The organism is Pectobacterium atrosepticum, from assembly GCF_000740965.1.
GTDB classification, from domain to species: Bacteria; Pseudomonadota; Gammaproteobacteria; order Enterobacterales; family Enterobacteriaceae; genus Pectobacterium; species Pectobacterium atrosepticum.
Map to the genome: position 1 here is coordinate 2,750,323 of NZ_CP009125.1, position 26,319 is coordinate 2,776,641.

The 26,319-nt window shown below is 50.2% G+C and carries 21 protein-coding genes; 8 read left to right on the top strand and 13 right to left on the bottom strand.

The features are described 5' to 3' along the window. Window positions 1-46: 46 nt before the first annotated feature. The 6 genes from GZ59_RS12175 (at window position 47) to GZ59_RS12200 (ending at window position 7,229) form a co-directional block, all read left to right on the top strand. Window positions 47-1,468: a M20 family metallopeptidase gene (locus tag GZ59_RS12175; RefSeq protein WP_011093636.1), complete on the top strand. Its 1,422-nt coding sequence runs from the start codon at window positions 47-49 to the stop codon at window positions 1,466-1,468. Between the two features lie 553 nt (window positions 1,469-2,021). Next, complete coding sequence (locus GZ59_RS12180) at window positions 2,022-3,263, top strand: FAD-dependent oxidoreductase (RefSeq protein ID WP_011093635.1); 1,242 nt, start codon at window positions 2,022-2,024, stop codon at window positions 3,261-3,263. A gap of 87 nt (window positions 3,264-3,350) precedes the next feature. Next, entirely contained in the window at window positions 3,351-3,794 is a 444-nt protein-coding gene (locus GZ59_RS12185; RefSeq protein ID WP_011093634.1) for a flavodoxin domain-containing protein, read from the top strand. 19 nt (window positions 3,795-3,813) lie between these two features. Further along, entirely contained in the window at window positions 3,814-5,001 is a 1,188-nt protein-coding gene (locus GZ59_RS12190) for a cytochrome P450 (protein ID WP_039292083.1), read from the top strand. A gap of 283 nt (window positions 5,002-5,284) precedes the next feature. Further along, complete coding sequence (locus GZ59_RS12195) at window positions 5,285-6,457, top strand: MFS transporter (protein ID WP_011093632.1); 1,173 nt, start codon at window positions 5,285-5,287, stop codon at window positions 6,455-6,457. 154 nt (window positions 6,458-6,611) lie between these two features. Further along, window positions 6,612-7,229, top strand: coding sequence for a TetR/AcrR family transcriptional regulator (locus GZ59_RS12200; protein ID WP_051122296.1), 618 nt, complete (start codon window positions 6,612-6,614; stop codon window positions 7,227-7,229). Window positions 7,230-7,314: 85 nt separating this feature from the next. On the opposite strand, the gene GZ59_RS12205 is transcribed toward GZ59_RS12200, so the two are convergent. The 6 genes from GZ59_RS12205 to GZ59_RS12230 form a co-directional block, all read right to left on the bottom strand. Then, a complete protein-coding gene (locus GZ59_RS12205; protein WP_011093630.1) occupies window positions 7,315-8,775 on the bottom strand; it encodes an APC family permease in 1,461 nt (486 codons plus the stop codon). Between the two features lie 562 nt (window positions 8,776-9,337). Next, window positions 9,338-9,628 carry a Bor family protein gene (locus tag GZ59_RS12210; RefSeq protein ID WP_011093629.1) on the bottom strand — a complete coding sequence of 97 codons (291 nt, stop codon included), beginning with the start codon at window positions 9,626-9,628 and terminating at the stop codon, window positions 9,338-9,340. A 193-nt stretch (window positions 9,629-9,821) separates the two neighbouring features. Further along, complete coding sequence (locus GZ59_RS12215) at window positions 9,822-10,631, bottom strand: MetQ/NlpA family ABC transporter substrate-binding protein (RefSeq protein ID WP_039292089.1); 810 nt, start codon at window positions 10,629-10,631, stop codon at window positions 9,822-9,824. Window positions 10,632-10,949: 318 nt separating this feature from the next. Next, window positions 10,950-12,062 carry an o-succinylbenzoate synthase gene (gene menC, locus GZ59_RS12220; protein WP_011093627.1) on the bottom strand — a complete coding sequence of 371 codons (1,113 nt, stop codon included), beginning with the start codon at window positions 12,060-12,062 and terminating at the stop codon, window positions 10,950-10,952. Window positions 12,063-12,103: 41 nt separating this feature from the next. After that, window positions 12,104-12,763, bottom strand: a complete 660-nt coding sequence (locus GZ59_RS12225; RefSeq protein ID WP_011093626.1) for a methionine ABC transporter permease — start codon at window positions 12,761-12,763, stop codon at window positions 12,104-12,106. Continuing rightward, complete coding sequence (locus tag GZ59_RS12230) at window positions 12,756-13,778, bottom strand: methionine ABC transporter ATP-binding protein (protein WP_011093625.1); 1,023 nt, start codon at window positions 13,776-13,778, stop codon at window positions 12,756-12,758. The genes GZ59_RS12225 and GZ59_RS12230 overlap by 8 nt, the downstream gene beginning before the upstream one ends. A 558-nt stretch (window positions 13,779-14,336) precedes the next feature. On the opposite strand from GZ59_RS12230, the gene GZ59_RS12235 reads away from it, so the two are divergent. Further along, the gene (locus GZ59_RS12235; RefSeq protein ID WP_011093624.1) at window positions 14,337-15,644 is read left to right on the top strand and encodes an acid phosphatase; all 1,308 of its coding nucleotides are present in this window, start codon (window positions 14,337-14,339) and stop codon (window positions 15,642-15,644) included. 439 nt (window positions 15,645-16,083) lie between these two features. Next, a complete protein-coding gene (locus GZ59_RS12240) occupies window positions 16,084-17,610 on the top strand; it encodes a methyl-accepting chemotaxis protein (protein WP_011093623.1) in 1,527 nt (508 codons plus the stop codon). 34 nt (window positions 17,611-17,644) lie between these two features. Here the strand turns inward: GZ59_RS12240 and GZ59_RS12245 are convergent, their stop codons facing one another. From GZ59_RS12245 to GZ59_RS12275, 7 genes are all read right to left on the bottom strand, one after another. Beyond that, window positions 17,645-18,946 carry an aspartate aminotransferase family protein gene (locus tag GZ59_RS12245; protein ID WP_039292094.1) on the bottom strand — a complete coding sequence of 434 codons (1,302 nt, stop codon included), beginning with the start codon at window positions 18,944-18,946 and terminating at the stop codon, window positions 17,645-17,647. Then, entirely contained in the window at window positions 18,943-20,067 is a 1,125-nt protein-coding gene (locus tag GZ59_RS12250; protein WP_011093621.1) for a phosphotransferase, read from the bottom strand. The genes GZ59_RS12245 and GZ59_RS12250 overlap by 4 nt, the downstream gene beginning before the upstream one ends. Beyond that, on the bottom strand, window positions 20,060-20,794 hold the full coding sequence (locus tag GZ59_RS12255; RefSeq protein ID WP_011093620.1) for an SDR family NAD(P)-dependent oxidoreductase: 735 nt from the start codon (window positions 20,792-20,794) through the stop codon (window positions 20,060-20,062). Before GZ59_RS12255 ends, GZ59_RS12250 begins: the two co-directional genes overlap by 8 nt. A gap of 438 nt (window positions 20,795-21,232) precedes the next feature. Continuing rightward, window positions 21,233-22,051, bottom strand: a complete 819-nt coding sequence (locus GZ59_RS12260) for an ABC transporter permease (protein WP_011093619.1) — start codon at window positions 22,049-22,051, stop codon at window positions 21,233-21,235. A 37-nt stretch (window positions 22,052-22,088) separates the two neighbouring features. Beyond that, a complete protein-coding gene (locus GZ59_RS12265) occupies window positions 22,089-23,357 on the bottom strand; it encodes an ABC transporter permease (protein WP_011093618.1) in 1,269 nt (422 codons plus the stop codon). 42 nt (window positions 23,358-23,399) lie between these two features. Further along, the gene (locus tag GZ59_RS12270) at window positions 23,400-24,479 is read right to left on the bottom strand and encodes an ABC transporter substrate-binding protein (RefSeq protein WP_011093617.1); all 1,080 of its coding nucleotides are present in this window, start codon (window positions 24,477-24,479) and stop codon (window positions 23,400-23,402) included. A gap of 366 nt (window positions 24,480-24,845) precedes the next feature. After that, on the bottom strand, window positions 24,846-26,318 hold the full coding sequence (locus GZ59_RS12275) for an NAD-dependent succinate-semialdehyde dehydrogenase (RefSeq protein WP_039292098.1): 1,473 nt from the start codon (window positions 26,316-26,318) through the stop codon (window positions 24,846-24,848). Window position 26,319 lies beyond the last annotated feature (1 nt).

The following is a 26,319-nucleotide window of genomic DNA, read 5'->3' on the forward strand; positions in this document are numbered from 1 at the left end:
CCTTTAAATATCGGTAACTTCGGCACATTATCCAGCAAGGAAAGGCATGACCAGCGCAGACCTTATTCGTATCGCCTGTGAACGTTTCGATCGCGGAGAATTTAAGCAGACGCTGGCACGGCGTATTGCGCATACCAGCGAGAGTCAGAAAACCGATAACCAGCCTGCGCTGAACCGCTATCTGACTGACGAGATCCAGCCCGCGTTGCTGGCGATGGGGTTCAACGTAAAACTGATCGCCTCGTCAGATGAACGTCATCCCCCTTTTCTGCTGGCCGAACGCATTGAAGATCCCAACCTACCGACAGTGCTCTCTTACGGCCACGGCGACGTGGTTTTCGGTGATGAAGAAAACTGGCGCGATGGGCTGATGCCCTGGGAATTGGTGGAAGAAGGCAACCACTGGTACGGACGCGGCAGCGCCGATAATAAAGGCCAGCACAGTATTAACTTGATGGCACTTGAGCAGGTGTTTCAGGCGCGCGGGCAGCGTCTGGGCTTCAACTGCAAGCTGCTGTTCGAGATGGGTGAAGAAATAGGTTCTCCGGGGCTTGCCGACCTATGCCAACAGCATAAACAGGAACTGGCTGCCGATATTTTTATTGCCTCCGACGGGCCGCGACTTAATGCAGAACGCCCGACGTTGTTCCTCGGCTCTCGCGGCTGCGCTAACTTCCGTTTACGCATCAAGGCACGTGAGCAGGCATACCATTCTGGTAACTGGGGCGGGCTGCTGAGCAATCCGGGTACGCAGTTGGCGAACGCCATAGCCAGTCTGGTGGACGAGCAAGGACGGATGAAAATCGACGCCCTGCTCCCCCCGCCGCTGACACCAGCACTGCGGGAAATTCTCAGCACGATTGATCCCGCAGGCAGCGAGGGCGATCCGGCGATTGATGAAAACTGGGGTGCAGAGGGACTCACGCCTGCCGAGCGGCTATTTGGCTGGAACACGCTGGAAGTGCTGTCGTTCATTACCGGTAACCCAAACAAGCCGGTGAACGCGATCCCCGCTGACGCCACCGCGATTTGCCAACTGCGCTTTGTGGTCGGCACCGACTGGAAAAATTTGGCACAACATGTGCATCAACACCTCGACCAGCACGGCTTTGATCAGGTAGACGTTGAGGTGCTTAACACGTCTCCAGCGACGCGGTTTAACCCCGAAGATCCGCTGGTAAACTGGACGCTGGCGCTGATGCAGCAAATCAGCGGTAAGCAACCCGCGCTGTTACCCAATCTGGGCGGCTCGCTGCCTAATGACGTCTTCGCTGACATCCTCGGTCTGCCAACGCTGTGGATCCCCCACTCTTACCCCGCATGCGGCCAGCACGCCGTCAACGAACACCTACTGAAATCTGTCGCCCGAGAAGGATTAGCAATCATGACCGGCTTGTTCTGGGAATTAGGGGAGCAAGGCAGTCACCTGCTGGCACGGCACAAGCAACACGAGAATAGAGATGGGTAACAACATCCTTCATGTTGATAAATTTAATCCCATACTACGAATATTCAGGTTCTGAGTGGTGATGCCATATTGCTTATGGTGTCATTAATAATTTTTCACAGCGTTAAAGGCAGAAAATTTTTTAGTACACATTCCCTTGATGCACCATTTTGGATCGAAAAAGCTCAAGTACTCATCTCTGGATACTGACTCATACCATTGTAGAAATTGAGTGTAAGGATATGACTTTCGCCTTCTTTCATAACACAAACAGAGTCAGTTAATGGAATGTTACATTCTTGATTACTTCAAATGCATTTATATGGTGCACTTAATCGTTACACTGCACTCATTTTGAACGTACCCATTGAAAATAAAACAGATTTATCAGGAAAAAATACTTGATCACCTAATACCTGGCATGTAAATGTATTAACAATGTCACAAGATAAGCGTGATGTTTAAACGAAGACGACTGCAAGTATGTGTCGTTTTTTTTAACAAAACGAAAACCGAACGTCCGTTCGTTCGTAAATTTATCATTATAGTAATAGCAACCTCTAAAGGTGCCAATATGTCCGAACTGACACCCACTATAGCGATCGTTGGTAGCGGCCCTGCTGGCTGCTACAGTGCACAATTTCTTAAGAAATCCATACCCAGTGCTGAAATAACTGTGTTTGAAGCGTTACCCGTTCCCTATGGCCTCCTGCGGTATGGGGTAGCAGCTGACCACCAAGGTACAAAAAATGTTTCTGCCCAATTCGAACGTTTATTTACCCACAGTGGTGTGCGCTTTATGGGTAATGTTGAGATCGGTAAGGATCTCGGCGTGGACGAACTCATGGTTGCCTTTGATGTGGTCGTTTTTGCAACCGGTCTGAGTTCAGATCGTAGGCTAGGTATACCTGGGGATGACCTAGAGAATGTAATCGGTGCAGGAAAGCTCCTGCGCGCGTTGAACGGCTATCCGAACAAAAGCATTAACGGTCAAGACGTTACTCGCCCTCTTGGAGATCGCGTCGCTGTGATAGGCAACGGTAACGTTGCTATGGACATCGTAAGACTCATCGCTAAAAGCGAAGATGAGCTTTTAGGTTCAGATGTTGATGACAACCTGAGACTTGAATTGTGTACTACCAATGTCAGGCGTATCGACATAATTGGCCGTTCTCCCATTGAGTCTGCAAAATTTGACCTAGCCATGCTACGTGAGATCTGCCACCTGAAAGGGGCTACGGTCAACTGGCTTAATAAACCATTAGACATTAACTGCCCAGCCGCTGACCTACTGCTAAGTACAGAAGCGGTATCTTCACTTGTATCGGGTTCGGTTGAAATCAATTTTCGTTTCAGTGCCGCCCCTCTTCTCATCTCTTCTCGAAACCAAGCCACCGTATTGACATTGCGACTTAACGAAGGTGGAACGGTTGAAGACCTCGAGTATGACACCGTGATAACAGCCGTAGGATTCTGTAGCGAAGAGAGTGACTCGTTAGCATTGACGCCGGGAACGTATCCAGTTGGCTGGGCACGCCGTGGCCCAAAAGGAACGGTTGCCGAGAACCGAAGAGATGCCGCAGAGGTCGCCTCTTTAATTGTGGAGGATTTGCATAACGGCCGTCAAAACATAGGTAAACCAGGATTAAAGGCAATTGAACATCTTGTTACCCATAAAGCGGTTTCGTTTGAGCAATGGAAGCGACTTGATCGGCATGAAATTCATTCTGCGGCACCAGGAAGGTGCAGAAAAAAAACAACGTCCATAACTGAAATGCTTTCCGTTATGGAAAATCAAGTTCCTGTAGCGAAATAACAGGGTCCTAGTCCGTCAACGGTTTCTTGCCCCACGCGTCTGAAAATCGTGTTGAGCGGTTACTTAGTTATCTAACAGAGGTTTTAGATGTTGAAAATTATTTTTGGTACAGAAAGCGGCAATGCTGAAATGGCTGCGGAAGATATGGCTACCGCGCTGAATGATTCAGGAATTACCGCCACCGCTGTCGCGATGGATACCTACGACGTGGCTGAAATTGCAAATGAAGAGCACATCATCCTGATGACCTCGACTTACGGAGAGGGTGAACTGCCCATGACGGCAGCACCGTTTTACGAAAGCCTTAAAGCCTCTTCTCCAGATTTGAAAGGGGTGAAGTTTTCAGCGTTTGGGCTAGGTGATAGCACTTATGAGACTTACAACCAAGCGATCAAGTCATTGATTAATCTGATGCAAGATCTGGGAGCCAAGCAAGTGGGTGAACCCGGTTTTCACGATGCGGCACTGCCGTATGCTGTCAGCGATATGGCTGTCTGTTGGGCAAGCCGCCAATTCATTATTGCCAACTAAAACTCAGGGGAGACCACTCATGTTTGCACATCCAGAAAGGCAGGATAAATATTTCCCATGGGCCGATCGTCTTTTTCGCGTAAACCCGTATCCGTGGTATGACAAAGTCCGCGCCGAGCACCCAGTGTACCGCATGGAAAATGGTGAAATTGTACTTACTCGTTATCACGATGTCATGACGTGGCTAAAAGCGCCGCTGGGTATTTCTAATTTTGGCAATGGTCCTTGGAATAATTTTGATAATACCGTTCTGAATTGCGATCCTCCTGAGCACACAACATTGCGTCGCCACTCTAATAAGTGGTTTACACCAAAACTAGTTAACCAGTACGTCACAATTGCCACTGAATTGGCGGAGAATGCTCTTGATCGTTACAGCGACGGTAGCGTGATGGATGCGTTTTACGAGCTAGCAGTCGTTCCTCCGCATGCAACCATGTGCCGTGCTCTTGGCGTGCCGGAAGATGATGCTGGCCTAATTTATCGTCATTTTTTGACCTGTACGGATGCACTGGGTCATGGTGTTGGCCGTGATGATACAGAGAAAGCATCTCAATCTTTTGACTATCTTTTTGAACGTTGTGCTCATTACATTAAAGAAAAACGCAGCAATCCAAACGTTGGTCCGCAGGGGCTGGTCGATGATTTCCTTAAACTGGCTGACGAAGGAAAACTGACAGAACGCGCCGTATTGGAAACGATGGTGCTGTTCTATGGTTCTGGATCGCCTAACCCAGCAACAGTCATTGCATCGGGTCTTAACCATTTTGCTCGTGAACCAGAAACGTTCGAGCTGTATCGTACACAACCGGAAGAACGTAATGCGATAATCAATGAGTTAACCCGACTTTATCCCGCCGAAATTTCAATGATTCGTTATGCGACGGAGGATACCGAGATAGATGGCATTCCCGTTACCAAAGGCACACCAGTGCGTGCTGTTATTGCTGCGGCGAACCGAGATCCTGAGTTTTTCGAAAACCCACACGAGTTCAACCATAAACGTCCACCAGAAACCAGCATGAATCTGACTTTTGGTGTGGGCCACCATGCCTGTGCGGGTCAGTTGATCAGCCGTTCTGCGGTTCGCTCGGTATTCGATGCCGTTGCCAAGAAAGCAACCCGCATTCAGATCGCTGGCGAAGCGGGGATTGCCCATACTGACCGTGTACGTGGCTATCTTTCTCTTCCGCTACGTATTTACTGATATTTATCCCAGTTCATTGATGGGTGAAAGTTAGAAAGCAAATTCGGGGTCTCATGGCCCCCGATATCTCCGCCCTTACCTTCAGAAAAAATAGTCATGTTTAATTCAGCACTGCTTTTATTTTCTGCCTGTATGGAGACAGTAATTGTCGTAAGTATTTACGCACGCATTATCTCTTATACAACCGAATATTAAGATCAAAACACATGAATGTTTAATCATCTTAAAAGATGGTGTGGCGTTTATTTTGAATGTATGAAGAAAATTCAAGGTGATTAAAAACGTGGCCAGAACACAGGATATGCTGAAAAAGCAAAGAGTACGTCTGCTGGAGATCGCACTTGCACTTGGTGGCTTTGCATTAGGGGCGACTGAATTCGCATCAATGGGCCTGCTTCCTGATATCGCCCGTTCTTCTGGCATAACGGAAACACGTGCCGCTGGTGTAATCAGTGCTTATGCTCTCGGCGCTATAGTCGGTGCCCCCCTTCTAACATTGTTGGGTGCAAAGTTGTCGCGACGAAGTTTACTGCTATTAACGATGACGCTAGTAATAATTGGTAATTTTGCTACCGTTTTTTCTACTAGTTTTAGCAGCCTTTTCTTCGCACGCTTCCTAAGCGGCATTCCTCATGGTGCATATTTCGGCGTAGCTGGGTTTGTTGTTGCCTCTTCTGTCCCCCTGCATCAAAGAGCCAGAGCAATAAGTCGTTTTATGTTAGGCGTGACGTTATCAATTGTTGTCGGTACTCCCTCAGCAACATTCATCGGTCAGGTATTTGGGTGGCGATGGGCGTTCGTTATGGTCTGCATACTTGCCATGTTAACTCTGATCATGATCGCCCTCTTTCTTCCCCCCAATCCAAATGAGAAACGTAGCGCACCACAGATTGAGTTACAGGCAATGATGAATATTCAAGTTTGGCTTACGTTGGGAATTGCGGCTGTTGGGTTTGCAGGTATGTTCTGCGTATATAGCTATCTTGCGCCAGCGCTAACCAACATTACCAAACTATCTCCTCACGGGGTGCCATTGATGCTGGTGTTATTTGGCATTGGTACGGTCGTGGGTAACGTAATTGGTGGTCGACTATGTGACCGCTTTGGTTTTGATTCTGTGGGCATAATTTTAGCAGGGAGTGCTGTTTGTATGTTCATTTACCCATCTGCAATGCACGGGACTTTATACGCAGCTATATCAATTCTTTTGGTAGGTTGTCTCATGGCTCTCGCACCTGCTCTGCAAATTCGACTTCTGGAAGTAGCAAGTAGTGCCCCTTCTCTAGCCGCAGCGTCTAATCATGCTGCGTTCAACATCGCCAATGCGGTTGGTCCATGGCTAGGCGGAATCGCGATCTCCGCAGGGTATGGATGGACCTCAACAGGATATATCGGTGCAGCAATGGCGATAGGCGGGCTAGGTATTTGGTATATTTCGCGCCGTCTTGGCACATAATTTTTTTGCCAAGTGACGGCTTAGCGTAATAAAACCAACAATATTCCCATTACCGATACTCGTTTCACTTTAGGCTGAATGTGTTTTTTATTGTAAAGTGTGGTTTTCCCTTACATACGCGATAATTATGCATTCCCTTACCACAACGAGAAAAATGCTACAGAGATTGGACGTCTATCTTACTTCCTTTGAATGGGGAAATTTTTCTAAAAGCAAATTATCAATTCTTCAGGCTTTTCTTAAAATAGCCACTAAAGACGGTTATGATGCCGTTTCAATGCGTAGCCTAGCTAAAGCTGTTGATTTAAAACCACCTACAATGTATTCCCACTTTCCTGCCGGCAAAGATCAGATTGTTTCTTCAGCGTTTCGGTGGCATTACTATTCCTTTGCTATGGCGGTTAAGGAAGGGTTGAGCCAAAGTGAAACATTGGAAGAATACTGGTCAGCACTCATTCGAGTACATATCATTCAGCAGATAAAACATCCTGAAAATGATCTATTTGATATGCTAATGGCTACGGATCGACTGGGAAGTATTCTACCAACAGACCTACGCTCTGAGATGATTGAGTGGCTATCCTTCTGTGATTTTATGTATGAATCAATTGCAACGGATCTAGGTATCGATGATGCAAAACAGAAATCTAAGATAATTCGTGTAACACTCGATGGAGCGAACAGTTGGTGGAAGTGGGATGATAGCCAAGAGAATCTCGAAGAATGTATTCGCTACGCGGAAAGAATTGCGGCAGGAATCCTAAAGATTTAATACTCAATGTGTAAACTCTGGATTCAATACCTTATTACAATATGACAGCCGCAAAAGCGGCTGTCATAAGACGTACTTTTTATGATTATAAATGTGAGCGTCCAAGGCACTCATATACTTTTGGATACTTCTTCTTATAAAACTGAGCTAATCCCATACCAACGAAAAGCACACCTAGCAGACAATAAAGCATCCAGCGGCGTTCACCGGGTTCTCCCCCCACGAGAAGATCAAAGTTTTTAGTAACCAACACTGTCAAACCAATAAAGAAAACACCTGAAATAACGGGAGCCATAAATAATCTGACAACACTGAGTTTTTCAGGACGACCAACACGGAAATACCAAACCAGTGAGGCAATACAAACGACTGTCATCAACATGATGATCCCAGCAGTGCCTACGCCAGACAACTGTCCATAAAGAACATCAGGTTGTGCGCCGCTGATAATGAACGGTGCCATAACCAAAAGAACCAGAGCAGAAACACTCAATGATGCAACATAAGGTGAAGCATGCCGAGGATGCACTCTACGCAACACTCGGGGGAATGCGCCATCTGTACCAAGATTATGCAGATAGCGTGACAACACATTATGGATAGAGAGCACACAGGCGAATGACGAGGTCAATACTAAAACAGCAACAATCATGCTTAGCTTCGGGCTTATATATTTCGAAAATGCATCTGAGAACATAGTCGCTGGAGCATTTTGAGCGATAGTTCTCACTTCCGGTCCATAAGCCGCAATTAAAGCATAGGCGCAAATGGTATAAATCGTTCCAATGAAAATAATCGCTCCGTACGTCGCTCTCGGAATCGTTTTCTCTGGAGAGCGAACCTCATCACGAAACAACGCTGTTGCTTCGAACCCAATAAAGAAAGATACCGCAAAGAGCATAGCAAAAGGAATATTAGCCCCTTCTGCGGTCAATTCAGATACGGCAAATGGAGCGAAAGTAGGAATCGCTATATCCCCACTACCGATGATGCTCCCAGAAAAAACCAGACAAATTATCACTTCGCTAAGCATAACCCATGACAATACTTTTGCAGAAAGTTCAACATGCAAATAGCCCAGTAATGCAACCGCTGCCCAACAAATTAGCGCATAGGCATACCAGGGTAATGAACTTCCAGTTATCCCTTTCATAAGCTCAGATGCCGACACCCCAAAAAAAGACGCGACACCAGCAAGAAGAAGGAAATAAGAGACTGCAGCCATTAACCCTGCTCCCAAACCTACTGATTTACCCAGTCCGAAGCTGATGAAAGAATAGAAGTCACCGGGACGATTAACAGCATTAATGACTGCAGTGTAACCAACAGCGAATAGCAAAATGACAGCGGTTATGATCATAAACACCAAAGGTGCGGCCACTCCTCCAAACATCATTGCTACCGGAATGTATCCAGATACGGTGGTAAGCGGGGCTGAAAAAGCCAGTACGGTAAGTGCCAGACTCACAGCTCCCATCTGGCCAGTGAGTTTGTGCTCACTAGATGAGGCGGATAGGTCGATAAATTCTTTGGTTTCCAAGCTCATTTTTAATGTCTCACGCAGATGAATCGTTGATAGTTATTAAAAGCAGCTGACTCAAACGTTTAGGCTCGGCGGCGTAGTTAACAAACACGACAACTAACCGAACGAACGTTCGTAAACGAAGCAAACTATGTGCCAGATCATCATTGATTGAATTTAGAGGGCTTTGCGTGAGTCTATAGCGCAATATTGCACTGTAAGGATGCTTGTTTCCGTTTCGTTGCACTAAGATGAAACGTTTATAGATAAGTTGTGAACAAAGAAATAACCGTCACGCTATTCAGAGCGAGTCCTCACCTCCTAACAGCTAAATCAATAACGCAGGTTTGAGTTTGAACCGTTATTACACCTGATAGATTTATTTTGAACAGCTACCAGAACAGTAGCCTAAGTGACACGCCCTATCGTGCCCAAACGGCATAGCCGTGTGACATTGCTGGACACGCTAAATATGGCTACAGAGGAAGTTGTTAGTTGCAAACAGCTAACGGGGCAAAAAAATAAAGCCATCTCGATAGGAGATGGCTTTATCGTAAGACAGACTTATATAAAAGCCGTCTTTAATTTAGATTGAGCAATAAACGCGTGCTTCTCTCGGCGTATAAATCCCGAATGTCACCACCCCAAGTAAACCGTTAACAAAGGTCGTCTGTGTTTCAGTGCGAGCAACTTTATCAGCACCGCCACATACCGCCGCAGCATCAATAGTTTTCTTCTGACCAATCCCAGAGACGAAGAAGTGATGTGTTGTCACCTGTTTAGGTGTTGCAACAGCGGCATTCTTGACTGTAAACGTTTGTTGGGCACATCCGGTCAGCACCAGCGCCAATACAGCAGCAGAAAGTATTTTTTTCATTAAATCCTCGTTATGTTGTGTTGATAAATCTTACGAAGAATGACATTTATACAAAAAATTACAATACTTGAAATATTTTTATCTTTGAGTTAACAAAGTATGTTGGCTAGGAGGGAGTTTGCTGGTTGAGACACGTTCAGTGAAGAAGCCAGTGACCGACGAGCAATAGGTCACTGGCAGCTTGAAAGGTCAATTACTTCTTCATCCACTCAGGCTTCTGGAACGCGTGAAACATTGAGTTTTTGTCCGCAAAGAACGCGGCGAATTCTGGGGATTGAACGGCGGCTTTCAGATCCTGAGCAAACGGTTTGTCGGTATCTTCCGCACGCACGACGATCATGTTTTTCAGGTCTTCCGGCAGCACATCCAGTTGAATGGCGTCAGACAGATTCAGACCTGCGGAAATCGCGAAATTGGCATTAATCAGCGAACCCGTTACACCGCCCAGCGCACGTGGTATCTGTGCCGCTTCCAGCGGTTTAAAGACCAGCCCTTTCGGGTTTTCCTTGATATCACGCAGCGATGCTTTGGTCGGCGTAATGTCTGGATTGATCTTGATGAGGCCGTATTTTTGCAGGAAATCCAGCGAGCGTGCCAGATTTGACGGATCGTTCGGTAACGTAATGATATCTCCGGCTTTCAGTTCATTCAGCGAGCGCACTTTGTTGGAGTAAAAGCCCATGCTGGCCGTCGGCACGGTGATCACTTCCGCCAGTTTCAGCCCTTTATCCGCGCTGAAGCGGTCAAGGTAGCGGCGGTTTTGGAACAGGTTGGCGTCGATACTGTTATTCGACAGCGCCAGATTCGGCTGGATGTAGTCGCTGAATTCCCGCACTTTCACGTCGTAGCCTTTTTTCACCATTTCCGGCTTGATCGTTTTCGTGACCATATCGCCATACGGCCCCGGCGATACGCCGATGGTGATTTCTTTGCCTGAATCTGCTGCGTAAGCCTGAGAAATGCCCAACGCCAGCATGAGTGGAATGAGTTTTTTCAATCGCATTGTCGCGTTCCTGTCTGTCCGATTTAGTCAGTCTTTATCATTATTTTGGGCGCAATAGGTGCCATGATATTGATGACGCAGTAAGGCGGGCAGAGAACGTGGGTAGATCGTAAAGACGCGGTGAATACATCCCTGTACGCTCGAGCCGCGCCATCCCTGGCGCGGACGCTTTACTCTTCTATCCCACGCTCTCTGTTGCCATGTCGTATAACGATTATGGGCGTCTGTAGCGCCCTGTTCTATTTTTATGACGTTATTCCCTGGTGTTGGATAACGCTTTACTGCTTACTAACTTTAAAGTTTTTATTTAACAAATAGTTAAAACAAAAAGGTTTCCTGTCCGTAGCAATATTTGTCGTACAGTTCAGGCTTGATATCAAAGCCGATTCCCGGTTTATTTGGCACCGCGACACAGCTGTCGTTGTCTAATTCGACAAACGGCAGCATGAAGTCTTCATGCCAGTAGCGGGAAGATGGCGGAATATCGTGCGCATAGATAAAGTTCGGCAGCGTAGACACCGCAATGTTGTGCGCTTTACCGACCGCCGTATCCAGCATACCGCCGCACCACACCGGAATATTGTGCGCCTGACAGTAATCATGAATCAGCTTGGTTTCAGTAATACCGCCCACGCGCGCCACTTTGATATTGATGATTTTGGCGCTGCCCAGCTCTATTGCTTTACGAGCATCTTCTACCGACGCAATACTTTCATCCAAGCAGATAGGCGTGTTCACCGCTGCCTGAAGTTTGCGGTGGTCGATAATATCGTCGTGCGCCAGCGGTTGTTCAATCATCAGTAGATTGAATTTATCGATGCGCTTAAAGAAATCGATATCGTCCAGCGTATAGGCGGAATTGGCATCCACCATCAGCGTAATATCACCAAATTCCTGACGCAGCGCCGCAATATAGTCGTAATCTTTTCCCGGCTTGATTTTTATTTTGATGCGCTTGTAGCCTTCCTTCAGGAAATTATCGACCACGCTGACTAATTTATCGGGCGTTTCCTGAATACCGATACTGACACCCGCTTCGACTTTATCCCGTACGCCGCCCAGTAATTGATGCAGTGGGACACCTTTTATCTTTGCGTAAGCATCCCAGATGCCACCTTCGATTGCCGCTTTAGCGCAGTTATTACGCTTTACCGGAGCGAAAATATCGCGAACCTGCGAAGGGTGCTCAATATCTCCAGCCTGCTTAATCATCGGGATCAGGAAGTCACGCATAATATGCCAGGCGGTGACGTTGGTTTCTTCGTTATAAAATGGCAGGGAAATGGCGGAACAATCGCCGTAACCAATCTGCCCACCCGCGTGAATTTCCGCGATGGAGAAGTGTTTCTCCGTCTGCGTCGCAAAGCTGGTGGTAAATGGCGTTTTGAGCGCCATTTTCATTTTTCGTAATACAATTTTGTCTATTTTCATGACATCTCTCTGCTGTCCTGAATAACGTATTCTGTCGCGGCTTAGCGGCGTTCGCGCTTATTCGCCCGTCGCGAGAGCATATCGCCCAGCGTTTGTACGACCTGCACCAGTACCACCAATGCAATCACCGTCACAACCATGACTTCGGTTTCATAGCGATAATAGCCGAAGCGGATCGCCAAATCGCCGACACCGCCGCCGCCCACAATTCCGGCCATCGCCGAGTAACCAATCAGGCTGACCAGCGTGATCGTCAGGCCGCGTAACAATCCCGCCAAGGCTTCAGGCAAGAGCACGGTCGCGATGATGCGCGTCGGGCTGGCACCAAAAGCCTCAGCCGCTTCAACAATACCCGGATCAACTTCACGCAGCGCGGAATCCACCAGTCGGGCATAAAACGCAATCGCCGCCACAGACATCGGTACCGCCGCCGCAACAGGCCCTATTGTGTTCCCCAGCAGCAGTTGTGTTAATGGCAACAGTAGCACCAGCAGGATCACAAACGGGATCGAGCGGATGATATTCACCAAAACGGTAGATACCAGATAGATAAAACGGTTCTGCCAGAACAAATGACGATCGGTCACATAAATCGCAATACCTAACGGCAAGCCGAATATCACCGCACAAAGCGTTGAAATACACACCATCGTGAAGGTTTCACCGAAGGCGAAGATTAATTCACCTATTAACTCAGTCATTGATGACCTCCACCCCAAAGGTATTCTGTCGAATATAAGTAATAGCCGCCGCGAGATTTTCTGCTGCTGGATCGTCACGATATGAAATCTGGGCGATAATATGCCCCAATGCGCGATCGTTAATGTACTCAATATTCCCGTGCAGAATATTCACCGATACCTGAAACCGCTGCGCAACGTCGGATAATATCGGTTGTTCTACCGAATCATCGGCGAAGAGTATTTTCAGCAGGACACCTTTATTATTCTGCTTAAAACGCTCAGGTAATTCGATCGGCGTGGTATGGCTAACCAGCTGTTTGGTGTAGGCGTGTTGAGGCGCAGAGAAGATCGTAAAGACCTCACCCTCTTCCACAATATTTCCGCCCGTCATCACCGCCATGCGCTGACAAATACTTTTAATCACGCTCATTTCATGGGAAATCAGCACGATTGTGATACCTAACCGAACATTAATACTTTTCAATAACGCCAGAATAGACGCTGACGTTTCCAGATCCAGCGCCGAGGTAGGTTCATCACACAGCAGCACTTCGGGATGGTTGGCAATGGCACGGGCGATGCCTACACGCTGTTTCTGCCCACCACTCAACTGCGCTGGATACGAGGCCTCTTTATCCTGCAACCCGACCAGCGCCAGAATTTCCGGCACGCGCGAGGCAATCTCTTCTTTACTCTTGCCCGCGGCACGCAGGCTGAACGCCACGTTGTCATACACATTGCGGGTATGCATTAGATTAAAATGCTGGAAGATCATCCCGATACGCTGACGATGCTGGCGCAATTCACGGCCAGAAGCATCGCTGATCAGCGTATCGCCCAGAAACACGCGCCCTTCGGTTGGGCGCTGCAATAAATTGATCGTCCGCAACAGCGTACTTTTCCCCGCGCCGCTGGTGCCAACAATCCCAAAAACTTCACCCTGTTGAATGGTCAGGTTGACGTTGTTCACCGCCCTGGACTGTGCATCTTTACCGGCGGGAAAATCAACGCTCACGTTTTCTAACCGAATCATTACCTGACTCACTCCTGCTGTTACTGACTATTTTAAGACATATGACGTTGGCATACGCAAGGTAAGCCTGTTTGATGTAGGGAAACCTTTGTTCGTGGGTAAAATCATTTCGCATTAGCGTGCGTTAAACCTATCCCACGGAACTGTTTCACTTATTATTTTGAACAGAGATAGGCTCTTCATCGCCTTTTTTGCATTGAGGAATAACCGGGCTATTTATGGCTGCCATTTTTGTTATAATTAGATTAATTTCTTATAAATCAATAAAATATTAAAAAATATTCGTCTGTTTAAGTTAGAGAGAAATGAGCTTTGCGTCAATGATAAAAAAAGCAAATCACCCTTCTGTTTTTTAGAAACTCTTTTATGTCTTTTTCTTCTATATATCCCCGCCATCTTTGTTTATGCCGTTGACGTTTACTGCGTCACCAAACATAACAAATCATGATAATTCTTTGATAAGTATCTCAAAATATATCCTGAAACATTACCATCACAATCAGCGCCTAGCCTGATCCCGCACCGACAAACGTTTGTCCTCCCCATAAGGATGCCATCATGCGTTATCGCACGACTATGCTTGCGACGATCAGAGTGTTACCAATCACCAGTCTTTTTCTGCTACCGCTTTCTGGGATTGCCGCCTCGCCCCAGCCGGACAGCGCGACTATCAGCACCATTGTGGATTCCACCACGCAGGCCAGTAACCGTCCTCACGTTATTGAACTGGAACAAACCATTCAGGCCGCGCTGCGCAAAGCAATCCAAGGCGATGCGCCGCAGCTCACCCGTGCGCAGTTAGCGCAGGCGCAAGAAACATCACAAATGGCGGATATCAACTGGCTGAATGCCAGCGGATATGACTTCGCAGTCAAAGCCAACCAGCAGGCAGGCATTGCGCTATTGGAATCCTTCTCACACCTTTCTACTGATGTGTTGCAGCAAAACACGGCTATCGTTACACGCATTAATCGTGAAGCCACCACGGGACAACGTGAGCAGGCAGTCGTCGATGCTGAAGGCCAGGGATATCTCTATTATCTGGCGGATGCGCTAGGCCCGAGGCTGGGCAAGGTATTTATCACCGCCTATAACCACGGTGAAATACGGAAGGCCGCCGTGTTACTCAAGTTATCAGGCGTCAGCACGTCCGCCGCAAAACTGCATTTCAACTATCCTCGTCCTTTTCTACAGCCAAATAACACGATTCATCTGGTGCCAGATACTGCTGTAATCGGCGATAACAAACCCTATACCGCAACCGGTGGCGCGTTTCCGAGCGGCCATACCAACACCGGCTATACCGATGCCCTACTGTTAGCGGAAATGATCCCTGAACGCTTCGTCCCGCTAATCGATCGCGGCGCACGCTATGGCTATTCACGCGTCGTGCTGGGCGTTCATTACCCATTGGACGTCATAGGTTCACGGATGATTGCCGAACGTAACGTGGCACATTATCTCAACGATCCACAGTATCGTCGGCTGTTTGAACAGGCCAAGGTCGAGTTACGCAGCGCGTTAGAGAAAGCCTGTGGTACCACGTTGAGCGCCTGCGCCAAGAATGCCCCGCAGGACGATCCTTACGCGGCACCGGAAATGAAAACCTTTTATCACTACACCATGACGTACGGGCTGCCTGCTCAGCCTGGCGCAACGTCTACGGTTAGCGTTCCCGAAGGTGCAGAGGTGCTGCTCGACGCCGTGCTGCCACAGCTCTCTGCCGCCCAACGCAGAAATTTGATGGTGAAAACTGCGCTGGCCGATGGCTACCCACTCTCCGGCGCGCCGGGTGATAACGGTGCGCAGAATTTCTGGCAGCGCCTCAATCTCCATGAGGCCGTGCAATTGGCTCAACATCCTTAACCGTTCCCCCTCTTCCTCCGCATTTTCTCGCGCAGAGGAAGAGGGTGTGATAAGGATATAAAAATGAGTAACGGAAATTTATTACCCTCGTTATTCTCTTAATTCCCTGTATCTTTTCATTTTTTAAAACAAACCGTTCTTTTTTAAACATAGCTATTCTGGCGATAAAATGAAGTCACCATACTGACTCCGTGGCTTTGCCGTGATTATTATTTACTTCACTTAGCTGTAACGGTAACTTTCCGGACAGAATAATATATTAACTATTTTTTATCATTCAGCATAGAATATCGAACGTTTTGTAAATCAATGTAAACAAATGCTATTACAAGTCCCCTAATGCCATTTTAAAATTTTAGTTTACCCCAGCATAAACATTCTCCTCATTTCGTCGATATAAGAATACCGCTCCTTATCTTGGAGTAATTTAGAGGTACTTATGAGCATTAAACTTAAATTAATTTCGGTTATGTTGTTAATGGCATTATTGCTTTCGGTTGTCTCTCTTACCGGCTTGTTTGGCATGAATAATACCAATCAGTCGATGAAGACCCTGTATCAGGATCGACTGATCGCGCTGGGTTATCTGGATAATATAACCAGACAGGTAAATAGCGTGATGTTTGAAATCGCGAGCGTTGATCTCTCACAGCCAGACAATGTCAAAACGGGGTTGGCGCACATTGCGGAAGCGCAAAAAATTTATGATACCCAATGGGATTTATACAGTAAGACGTATTTAACTGGTGACGAAAAAATATTAGAAGAACAGTTTTCCATGTTATACAAGCAGTACAACGATAAAGTCATTACCCTTGCCATTAATGCAATACAGAAAAATGATAAAGACGCGTTAGAAAACATTATCAATCACACATTAAAAAGCGAATATGCGCCCCTGCAAAAAATTGCCGATCGGCTGATTAAATTACAATCTGACGTTGGTCAGGAACTCTATTCCGAATCACAAAGTAGCTTCAATAAACTATTATTTTCCGTAGTGATTATCCTTCTGGCGGGCATCGTTATCGTTGCCTTATCCGGCTGGCGGTTGATTGTTTCAATTGCCGTACCGATAAAAAATGCAGTGGATTTAGCAAGAAAGGTAGCGAGTGGCGACCTGACCCATCGTATCGCGATTACTTCACGTGATGAAATGGGACAGTTGCAAACCGCGCTGCGGGAAATGGTGTTGAATCTGACGGACATCGTAGAACGCGTACACAGTAACGCCGACATTATTGCGACGGCATCCAGCCAGATTAGCAGCGGCAATATCGACCTCTCCTCTCGAACCGAACAGCAGGCTAGTTCACTGGAAGAGACGGCGGCGTCAATGGAACAGATGACCTCCTCCGTCAAACAGAATGCTACGCATGCCGCTCACGCCAGCCAGCTGGCAACAACCGCCTCACAGCGCGCTGTCGATGGGGGCAAGATGATGGGCGATGTGACATCAGCGATGCAGCTGATGGTGTCATCCGCAGATAAAATAACCAACATCATCAGCGTGATAGACGGAATCGCTTTCCAAACCAACATCCTCGCACTGAACGCCGCCGTGGAAGCGGCTCGGGCAGGAGAACAAGGCAGAGGCTTTGCCGTCGTCGCAGGCGAAGTCCGCACGTTGGCGCAACGCAGTGCAAACGCGGCCAAAGAGATTAAAAACCTGATCGGGACGTCCGTCGAACAGGCGAACCTTGGCCACACTATCGTCATTGACGCTGGCAACACGATTCAAAGCGTGGTGGAGGACATAAAACGAGTGGCGTCGCTCGTGACCGAAATTTCCACCGCCAGCAATGAGCAAAGCCTGGGCATAGGGCAGATTAATACCGCAATTTCACAGATGGAAACGGTGACGCAGCAAAACGCCGCACTGGTTAACGAAGCCGCCGCTGCCGCGGGTTCATTGTCCGAACGGGCAGGTGAACTCAGTCATGCCGTGGCGGCGTTTCGTATCTAACGCCCTGTCCTTTTCACCGTAACCGCACAATCGATTATCTCTGTGCACGAGTGCCGATGAGCGCTAAAACGTCACTCAGCGTGGTTAAGAACACATCGGCGTGTTCTTCCAGAAACACCAGCGGCGGGCGAATTTTCAGTATGTTCGCCGCTGGCCCCGTCGCGCTGATGAGCACACCACGTTGGCGCATCGCATTCACCACCTGCAACGCGGATTCACTTGCCGGCGTTTTACTTTCGCGATCGCTGACCAGCTCCGCACCAATAAACAGGCCGTAAGCCCGAATATCACCAATCAGCGGGAAATGCTGCGCCAGTTGCTGCAACCCTTGCCGCAGATAATCACCGACCCGCTGGGCATTCTGCTGCAACTGCTCTTCCCGAATCACCCGCAGCACCGCGTGCGCCGCCTGACAGGAAACCGGATTGCCGCCAAAGGTATTGAAATAGCGCACATCGCGCCCAAATGCGTCGAACAGAGCGGAACGCCCCACCAATCCAGCGATGGGATGTCCGTTGCCCATCGGTTTCCCTAGACTCACCAAATCAGGGACGACATTGTGGCGCGCAAAGCCCCACAGTGATTCCCCGGTGCGCCCGAAGCCCGGCTGCACTTCATCCGCAATAAACAGCCCGCCCGCCTGACGGATCAACGCCGCCGCCTGTGCCATTTCGCCTTCCGGCGCACAGAACACGCCATCGCTGGAAAAAATGGTATCTACCAGCAGCGCCGCAGGACGAATACCTTCCCGTTGCATCTGCGCCAGCGCTTCACGAATGCTGGTAAGAAATGCACCGGGCTGACGATAAGTGTCTGGCGCGTCGATCAGCTTCACATGGCTACCGCGCACAACGCCATCCCCCAGCGACGGAGACAGTTCCGCCAGCGCGCTGGTCACGCCGTGATACGCCCAGCGCGTCACCAACATCCCCGTCCCGCCCGTGACATGTCGGGCGATACGCAGCGCCAGATCGTTAGCCTCACTGCCGGTACAGGTCAGCATTACATTGTTCAATTCGGCGGGAAATTCGCTCAGCAAATCTTCCGCAAAATCGACAATCGCGTGGTGCAAATAGCGCGTGTGGGTATTGAGTTGTGCGCTCTGTCGCGCCACGGCTTCAACCACCACGGGGTGGCAATGTCCGACCGAAGCCACATTATTGTAGACATCCAGATAACGTTTCCCTTGGTGATCGAACAGCCACACGCCCTCGCCGCGCGCGACATGCAGCGGCTCTTCATAAAACAGGCGATAACCGCCGCCCAACACTCGCTGACGGCGCGCCAGCAAAGCTTCTGTCGCTGTCATTTCAGACGTCATTCCTTTCTGGTTCATCGCGCATTCTCCGGGCAAACCTGCTGTAGGCGAGTCAAAAATTGCGCATGGGAATAGGTCGCAATGCGCTGCAAACTGTGCCAACAGCGCGGCACGTTACGCAGCAGATACTCCCGATTGTCGGGATAACGCGATGCTCGCCACTGCGCAATGGTCAGGGTCAGCGCCATACGGGTCGCTATCAGATCGGGTAACAGCGCAATCTCCTCCGGTGCTAACGGAATGCGTTGGTGATAGGCCGCAACAAACGGCACAACATGCTCCAACAAATCGGTTCCATCGCCGATCTGATACGCCAGTGCCGTCGCGACTTCGCAAATTAACGGGGCAAATACGGCATCGCCAAAATCGATAATGCCAGTAACCCGCGTCGGCGACGATCCATCCACCAGCACGTTATGCGGATTCAGATCGTTATGAATGACCTGACGACGTAGCGTCGTCAACAGAGGAGCAACGTTACTGTCATAACGGTCAAAAATACGCTGAAGATGCTGATACTGCTGCGGTTCAGAAACGAAATCGAGGTAAGGACGCACCTGCTCTGCCCGGCTGATATCCCACAGCAGCGCACGGTTTGCCGCCGGATGCGTAAAGCTGTGAAGCGCGTTATCCAACTGCGCCAGCGTTCCCCCCAACTGCGGCATCAGCGCCGTTGACGGTGAGGCCAGATACTGCGGCATTCCTGCCAGATAGCTCACAAGCCGCACACGCAGCAGTACACCATCGATCTCAACGCCTGTTTCCGACTGACCCGCTTTTGTCGACCTGATACGCGGTACGGGCAGTTCAGGTGCCTGACGGGCAAGATGCAGCAGCAGCGCGGTTTGGAAATTGCTGACGTCGGCAGGTTCTGCCGCATTGATGACTTTCAGCATGTAGCGTTCATCTGGCGTCACCGTCAGACAGAAATTCACATCACGCTCGCCCTGAAGCAGCGACATCTGCCCAGACAAGCCATATTCTTGCTGCGCAATCGCCAACGCCTGCTGACAGGAAACCTGCGGTACGGCCTGCGTCATTAACTCGTCGTCGTGCGGTGAAGCCTCGGCAAATACGGGCTGATTGGACGCCGGGTGTGGGAATGCAGGAAAAAGTGCGGTGAGTCGTCCGTCAGACATGCTGCCCTCCGTTAACATGAATTTCGGCACCGTTGACATAAGAGGCACCGGACGTGCAGAGAAAATAGATCAGGCTGGCCACTTCTTCGGGCTTACCTAAGCGCTGCATCGGCACCTGCCGCTCGATGATGTCGTTCGTGCCGGGCGACAGAATCGAAGTTTCAATTTCTCCCGGCGCAATCGCATTCACACGAACGCCGTGCGGACCAAAATCAAACGCCATTTCTCGCGTCAGCGCAGACAGCGCCGCTTTTGAGGTGGCATAGGCCACGCCAGCAAAGGGGTGAACGCGCGAACCGGCAATCGAGGTCACATTAATGACGCAGCCCTGTGAAGCCTTGAGCTCATCGAACAGGCCGTTTGCCAATAGCGCACAGGAAAACAGGTTAACGTTGAAGACGCGCAGCCAGGTCGCATAGTCTGTGTCACGTACGCCAAGACGTTGCCCTTCTGCACCCTTTGGTGAAATCCCTGCGTTATCGACCAGCGCATCCAACCGCCCGCCTAGCTTTTCCTTAATCAGCGGCAGCGTCTGTTGCAGGCTGTCGATATCTTCCAAATCGAGATGAATATGATTGAGCAGCTTTTCTGCCCACGGGCACTCTTCCGCCCAGTTCTGGCGTGAAGCGGTAAAGATCCGCCACCCCGCCGCGTGGAAATGCTTAACGGTAGCATGCCCGATTCCCCGGCTGGCACCGGTCAGCAATAACGTTTTTTGCGCTGTCATACCGAACCTCCTGAACGCTTTTACACAATAATTTTTTTACACAGCACACATCAAAATGGTGTTTGATGCATCATCATTTTGGTTTTAAAAAAAGCTGAAAAAAATTTCAGCGAAAAAAACGATTTTTCCCTTGGCGTAGAATGATGCTGAAGAGAAAACGTTTTCCAGGATGAGCAGCATGGATGCTGCGAAAGCCAGTGCCGCGTAGGGAACGCGTCACTGGCGGTCCGTCAGGAAAACGTTATCTCTGAAGGCACCGCGCAGCGGCATCATGTACCGCCAAAAAGCCAGGGTTCCAAGGGCGACGGCAACTGAGCCGCCCTTGGTCGTGCGCTCTCCCATGCAAAGGGAGAAATCCAATATCAAAGCGCACGAAACAAACCACCAACACTAAACAAGAATTACGAGGCACACCCTAGCGTGGTGTGGTTAACCACCTTATCCCCCACTCCGTAACCGCTCCGAACGGCGACGTAAAATTTCCATCACGATCAGTAGGATAAGCGCCGCACCGACCATCATTGTCGCGGCGGCGGCTATCGTTGGGTCGAGGTTTTCACGAATGCCGGCAAACATCTGTAGCGGTAGCGTGCGTTGGCGCGGGCTGGCGAGAAACAGCGTGACGATCACCTCATCGAACGAGGTCGCAAAGGCAAAGAGCGCTCCAGAGAATACCCCCGGCGCAATCAGCGGAAACGTTACCTTGCGAAAAGCCAACAACGGTGAAGCGCCCAGACTGGCAGCTGCGCGCGTCAGGTTGTGATCGTAGTTCTTTAGTACCGCCGTGACCGTAATCACCACGAACGGCACGCCCAGCATCGCATGCGCTAACACCAGCCCCAGATAGCTGTTCAGCAGCGACAGTTTGGCGAAGAAGAAAAACATCCCTACCGCGACAATCACCACTGGCGCAATCATCGGCGAAATCAGTACCGCCATCACCAGCGATTTGCCGCGAAATTCACCACGTACCAGCCCGACTGACGCTAATACGCCGAGCACCGTCGCCAACAGCGTCGCCAGCGGTGCAATCAGCAGGCTGTTGCCCAGCGCCCCCAGCCACTCGCTAGAGTTGAAAAACTCGCGATACCAGCGCAGGGAAAATCCCGTCAGCGGATAGCTCAGAAACGACCCCGCATTAAACGAAAGCGGAACAATCACCAGCACGGGGACGATCAAAAACAACAACATCGCTGCGCCGTAAAAATTAAAGAACGTGTTCCACAGACGGATACCCACTTCACCCTGCTGTCTCATTTGTTATCTCCCCAGTATAAGGTTATGGATATCGTACTTAATGCGCTGCCGCTTCCGCATTGGTGCGCGTCACACGGATATACACCACGTACAGTAGCGTCACGATGATCAGCAATTGCGTACCCAGCGCGGCGGCCATCCCCCAGTTCATGGTGGTATTGGTGAAGAACGCGACAAAGTAGCTCAGCATCTGGTCGCTTGGCCCACCCAACAACGCAGGCGTAATGTAGTAGCCAATCGCCATCATGAAGACCAGCAGCGCCCCCGCCGTTACCCCCGCATACGTTTGTGGCACGTAAACCCGCCAGAACGCGATAAACGGATGCGCCCCCAGCGAGATCGCCGCACGCACATAGTTCGGGGAAATGCCTTTCATTACCGCGTATAACGGCAGAATGAAAAACGGCAGCAGGATGTGGGTCATCGAGATATAGACACCGATGCGATTGAACACCAACACCAGCGGTTCATCAATAATTCCGGTGCTCATCAACGAACGGTTGATCAACCCGCCGGACTGCAACAGCACAATCCAGCTCGCCGTCCGCACAATCAGCGATGTCCAGAACGGCAGTAAAACCAGAATGAGCAACAGGTTGGCACGGTTAGACGGCTGTTTTGCCAGCCAGTATGCCAGCGGATAGCCCAGCCCCACGCACAGCAGCGTCACGACACCCGCCATCAGCAACGTGCGCAGCAGCACGTCCACATACAGCGCCTGATCGGCAGGTAGCGGAACGATTTGCTGGGTAGTGGCATCAACTTTATGGTCAAACACCGCCAATAGGTAATAGCTGGTGAAAGGCCTTGCGGCGCGATCGAACGTTTGCCAGGTAGATAATGCTCCCCACATCGGCTGTTCGCGTATCAGTTGGTCACGCATATCGCTGCTGCCCTCAGCGGGCAGCTTACGCAATGTGCGGGTAATCAGCGTGCGATATTCCGACCCTTCATACCCTAACCGTTTAGTGATCGTGCTTAGCTTACCGCTGCTGCGGGCATCACGCAGATCGCCGACCAGCGCCCGGAAGACCGCTTCATCCGGCACATCGTTACCCGACCAAAGCCGCATTGCGGCAATGGTCTGCGGCATATTGTCGCGCAATTCCGGATTGGAGACGCTTTTCCCCAAAATCGAGGTGATCGGGAACAAAAAACTCACCACGATAAACAGAAACAGCGGTGCAATCAGCAGCAGAGAGCGTTTCTTATAGGCTTTCTGCGCGATCCTCAGTTGCTGTTTCAGTGTCGAATCTTCCTCGCTCCCGCTAGGCGGTGCAGAGTCGACGATTTCGCTCTGGGACATAGGCTCTTTCTCCATCATCACGTACGGTAAATCACTGCAACTTTATTGGGCGGCCCAGGCGTTGAAGCGTTGTTCCAACTCTTCACCGTGATCGATCCAAAACTCAGTGTCTACTTGCAAGGCCTGTGCCAGATTATCTGGAGCCGTTGGCAGATTGGCGGCAACAGCCGGAGCCAGCAGGCTGGTGGTCTTGACGTGTGTCGGGCCATAAGGAATGTTCTCGGCGAACACCTTCTGGTTTTCCGGCTGATTGGCAAAGGCAATAAACTGCTCCGCCAGTGCCTTATGCTTGGAACCTTTAACGATCGCCCAACTATCCAGATCGTAAATACTGTCAGCCCAGACAATCTTGAAGTCATGCCCTTCTTTCTGCGCTGCCGCGACGCGACCGTTATAGGCGGACGTCATCACCACATCACCCGACACCAACCATTGCAGCGGCTGCGCACCAGATTCCCACCACTGAATATTTGATTTGATCTGATTCAGTTTCTTAAAGGCGCGCTCGACACCTTCTGGCGTCGCCAGCACCGTGTAGAGGTCTTCACGCTTCACGCCATCGGCTAGCAGCGCAATTTCCAGCGTAAATTTGGCGCTTTTACGCAACGCACGCTTGCCGGGGTAATCTTTTACATTCCAGAAATCGGCCCAGCTTTTCGGTGCCTGTTTCAGTTTCTCAGCGTTGTAGGTCAAGACGGTTGACCACAGGAAGATCCCCGCGCCGCACTCAGTGGCTGCGCCTTTGACAAATTGGGATTGATCGCCCAGCTTTGACCAGTCCAACTGCTCGAACAGCCCTTCGCTACAGCCACGCATCAGCTCAGGGCCTTCGACTTCCACGACATCCCAGCCCACCTGCCCGGTTTCTACCATCGCCCGGATACGCGCCATTTCACCGTTATACTCACCGGCTTCTACCGTACCTTTGCCCGCCGCGGCGAACGGTTTGTAAAACGCTTTATCCTGCGCATCTTTGTTCAAACCGCCAAATGAGATCACCGTGACAGATTCCGCCTGCGCCTGACAGGCCATCGTCACCAAAAAAGCCGTCGCTGCTATTTTCTTCAGCGCCTGACGCGTGAACAGCCCTTTTGCTTTGGAGGAAGTATTGAGTTTGGACATTGCTTTGCTCCTGGAGTGGTAGTCAACGTAAAGGTCAAATGCGTATCACAATTTTGCACACTCTATTTCGTGTACTGCATTCTTGATGCATCATGTATCAACGTAATCATGCAAAAAAATATGAGCATAAACTGTGCCAATTCAAAAATTTCATTGATGTTTTTCTACTGCGGCGGCGGGAACGGCGATGAGAAACATCAGTAGTACGCAGTGTTGCCTTATGCCTGATTGTATTTCGCCATTTTTGCCATGTTGTGGTGCAAGCCGACATTGCCTTGCACCACTCAGACGCATTGCGCGTCTGTCGCACGGGTGCCGACGTTGACTGCCGACACGCGCTTCTTACCGACTATGGGGATGAAAACCTTATCGGGAAAGATCGACGCAAAGGTATTTCATTTCCAGATAGTCTTCGATACCGAAACGTGAGCCTTCACGGCCCAGCCCTGACTGTTTCACCCCGCCAAACGGCGCGACTTCATTCGAGATCAATCCGGTATTGATGCCAACCATGCCGTAGTCCAGTGCTTCCGGCACCGTCCACTGGCGTATCGCGTCGCGCGTGTAGACATAGGCAGCCAGACCGAACTCGGTATCGTTCGCCATCGCAATCACCTCGGCTTCATCGCTGAAGCGGAACAGCGGTGCGACTGGCCCGAACGTCTCTTCACGCGCAAAACGCATCTCGCGGGTCACGTCGCCAACGATGGTCGGCGTGAAGAACGTACCGCCTCGTTCGTGGCGTTGGCCGCCCAGTAGTAGCGTTGCCCCGTGCGATAACGCATCGGCAATGTGCTGCTCGACTTTGCTGACCGCATCGTCATCAATCAGCGGCCCCTGTGTGACACCTGGCTGTGTACCGTCGCCCACGTTTAATTTACGCACTTCCTCGATCAGCCGTTCTACCAGCGTCGGGTAAATCCCGTTCTGCACATAGATCCGGTTAGCACAAACGCAGGTCTGTCCGCTGTTACGGAATTTGGAGGCCAGAATGCCTTTCACCGCCTGATCCACATCGGCATCGTCAAACACGATAAACGGCGCGTTGCCCCCTAGCTCCAGCGACAATTTTTTCACCGTTGGCGCACTCTGCGCCATCAGGATGCGGCCCACTTCCGTGGAACCGGTGAAGCTCAGCTTGCGCACCACTGGGCTATCGCACAGCACCTTACCGACGGACTGTGCGTCGCCGACAATCACCTGCAATACGCCGCGCGGAATACCCGCCTGCTGCGCCAGCTCAGCCAGCGCCAGCGCGGTAAACGGCGTCTGCTCCGCAGGTTTAACGATCATCGTGCAGCCCGCCGCCAACGCGGGTCCGACTTTACGAGTGATCATCGCAGCCGGAAAATTCCACGGCGTAATCGCTGCACACACGCCGATGGGCTGCTTAATCACCATCAGGCGCTGCTGCCCCTGCGGCGATTGCAGCACGCTGCCTTCAATGCGTTTAGCTTCTTCCGCAAACCAGTCGATAAAACTGGTGGCATAGGCAATTTCGCCCCGCGCTTCCGCCAGCGGTTTTCCCTGCTCCGCCGTCAGCAGCACAGCCAGATCGTCCTGATTGTCCATAATCAGGCGTGCCCACGTCTGCAATAGCACGGCACGTTCTTTTCCCGTCTTCTTACGCCATTCAACCAGCGCCTGTTCTGCGGCGGCAATCGCCTGCTCGGTTTGTGACACCGTCACGAGTGGTACTGTACCCAGCACCTCACCCGTCGCCGGATTGATGACATTCAGGCGTTCACCGCTTTGGCTATCCTGCCACTCGCCGTCAATCAGGCAGTGTTGACGAAATAGCACCTGTTGTTTCAGTGAAATAGACTGTTTCAGTTGCATA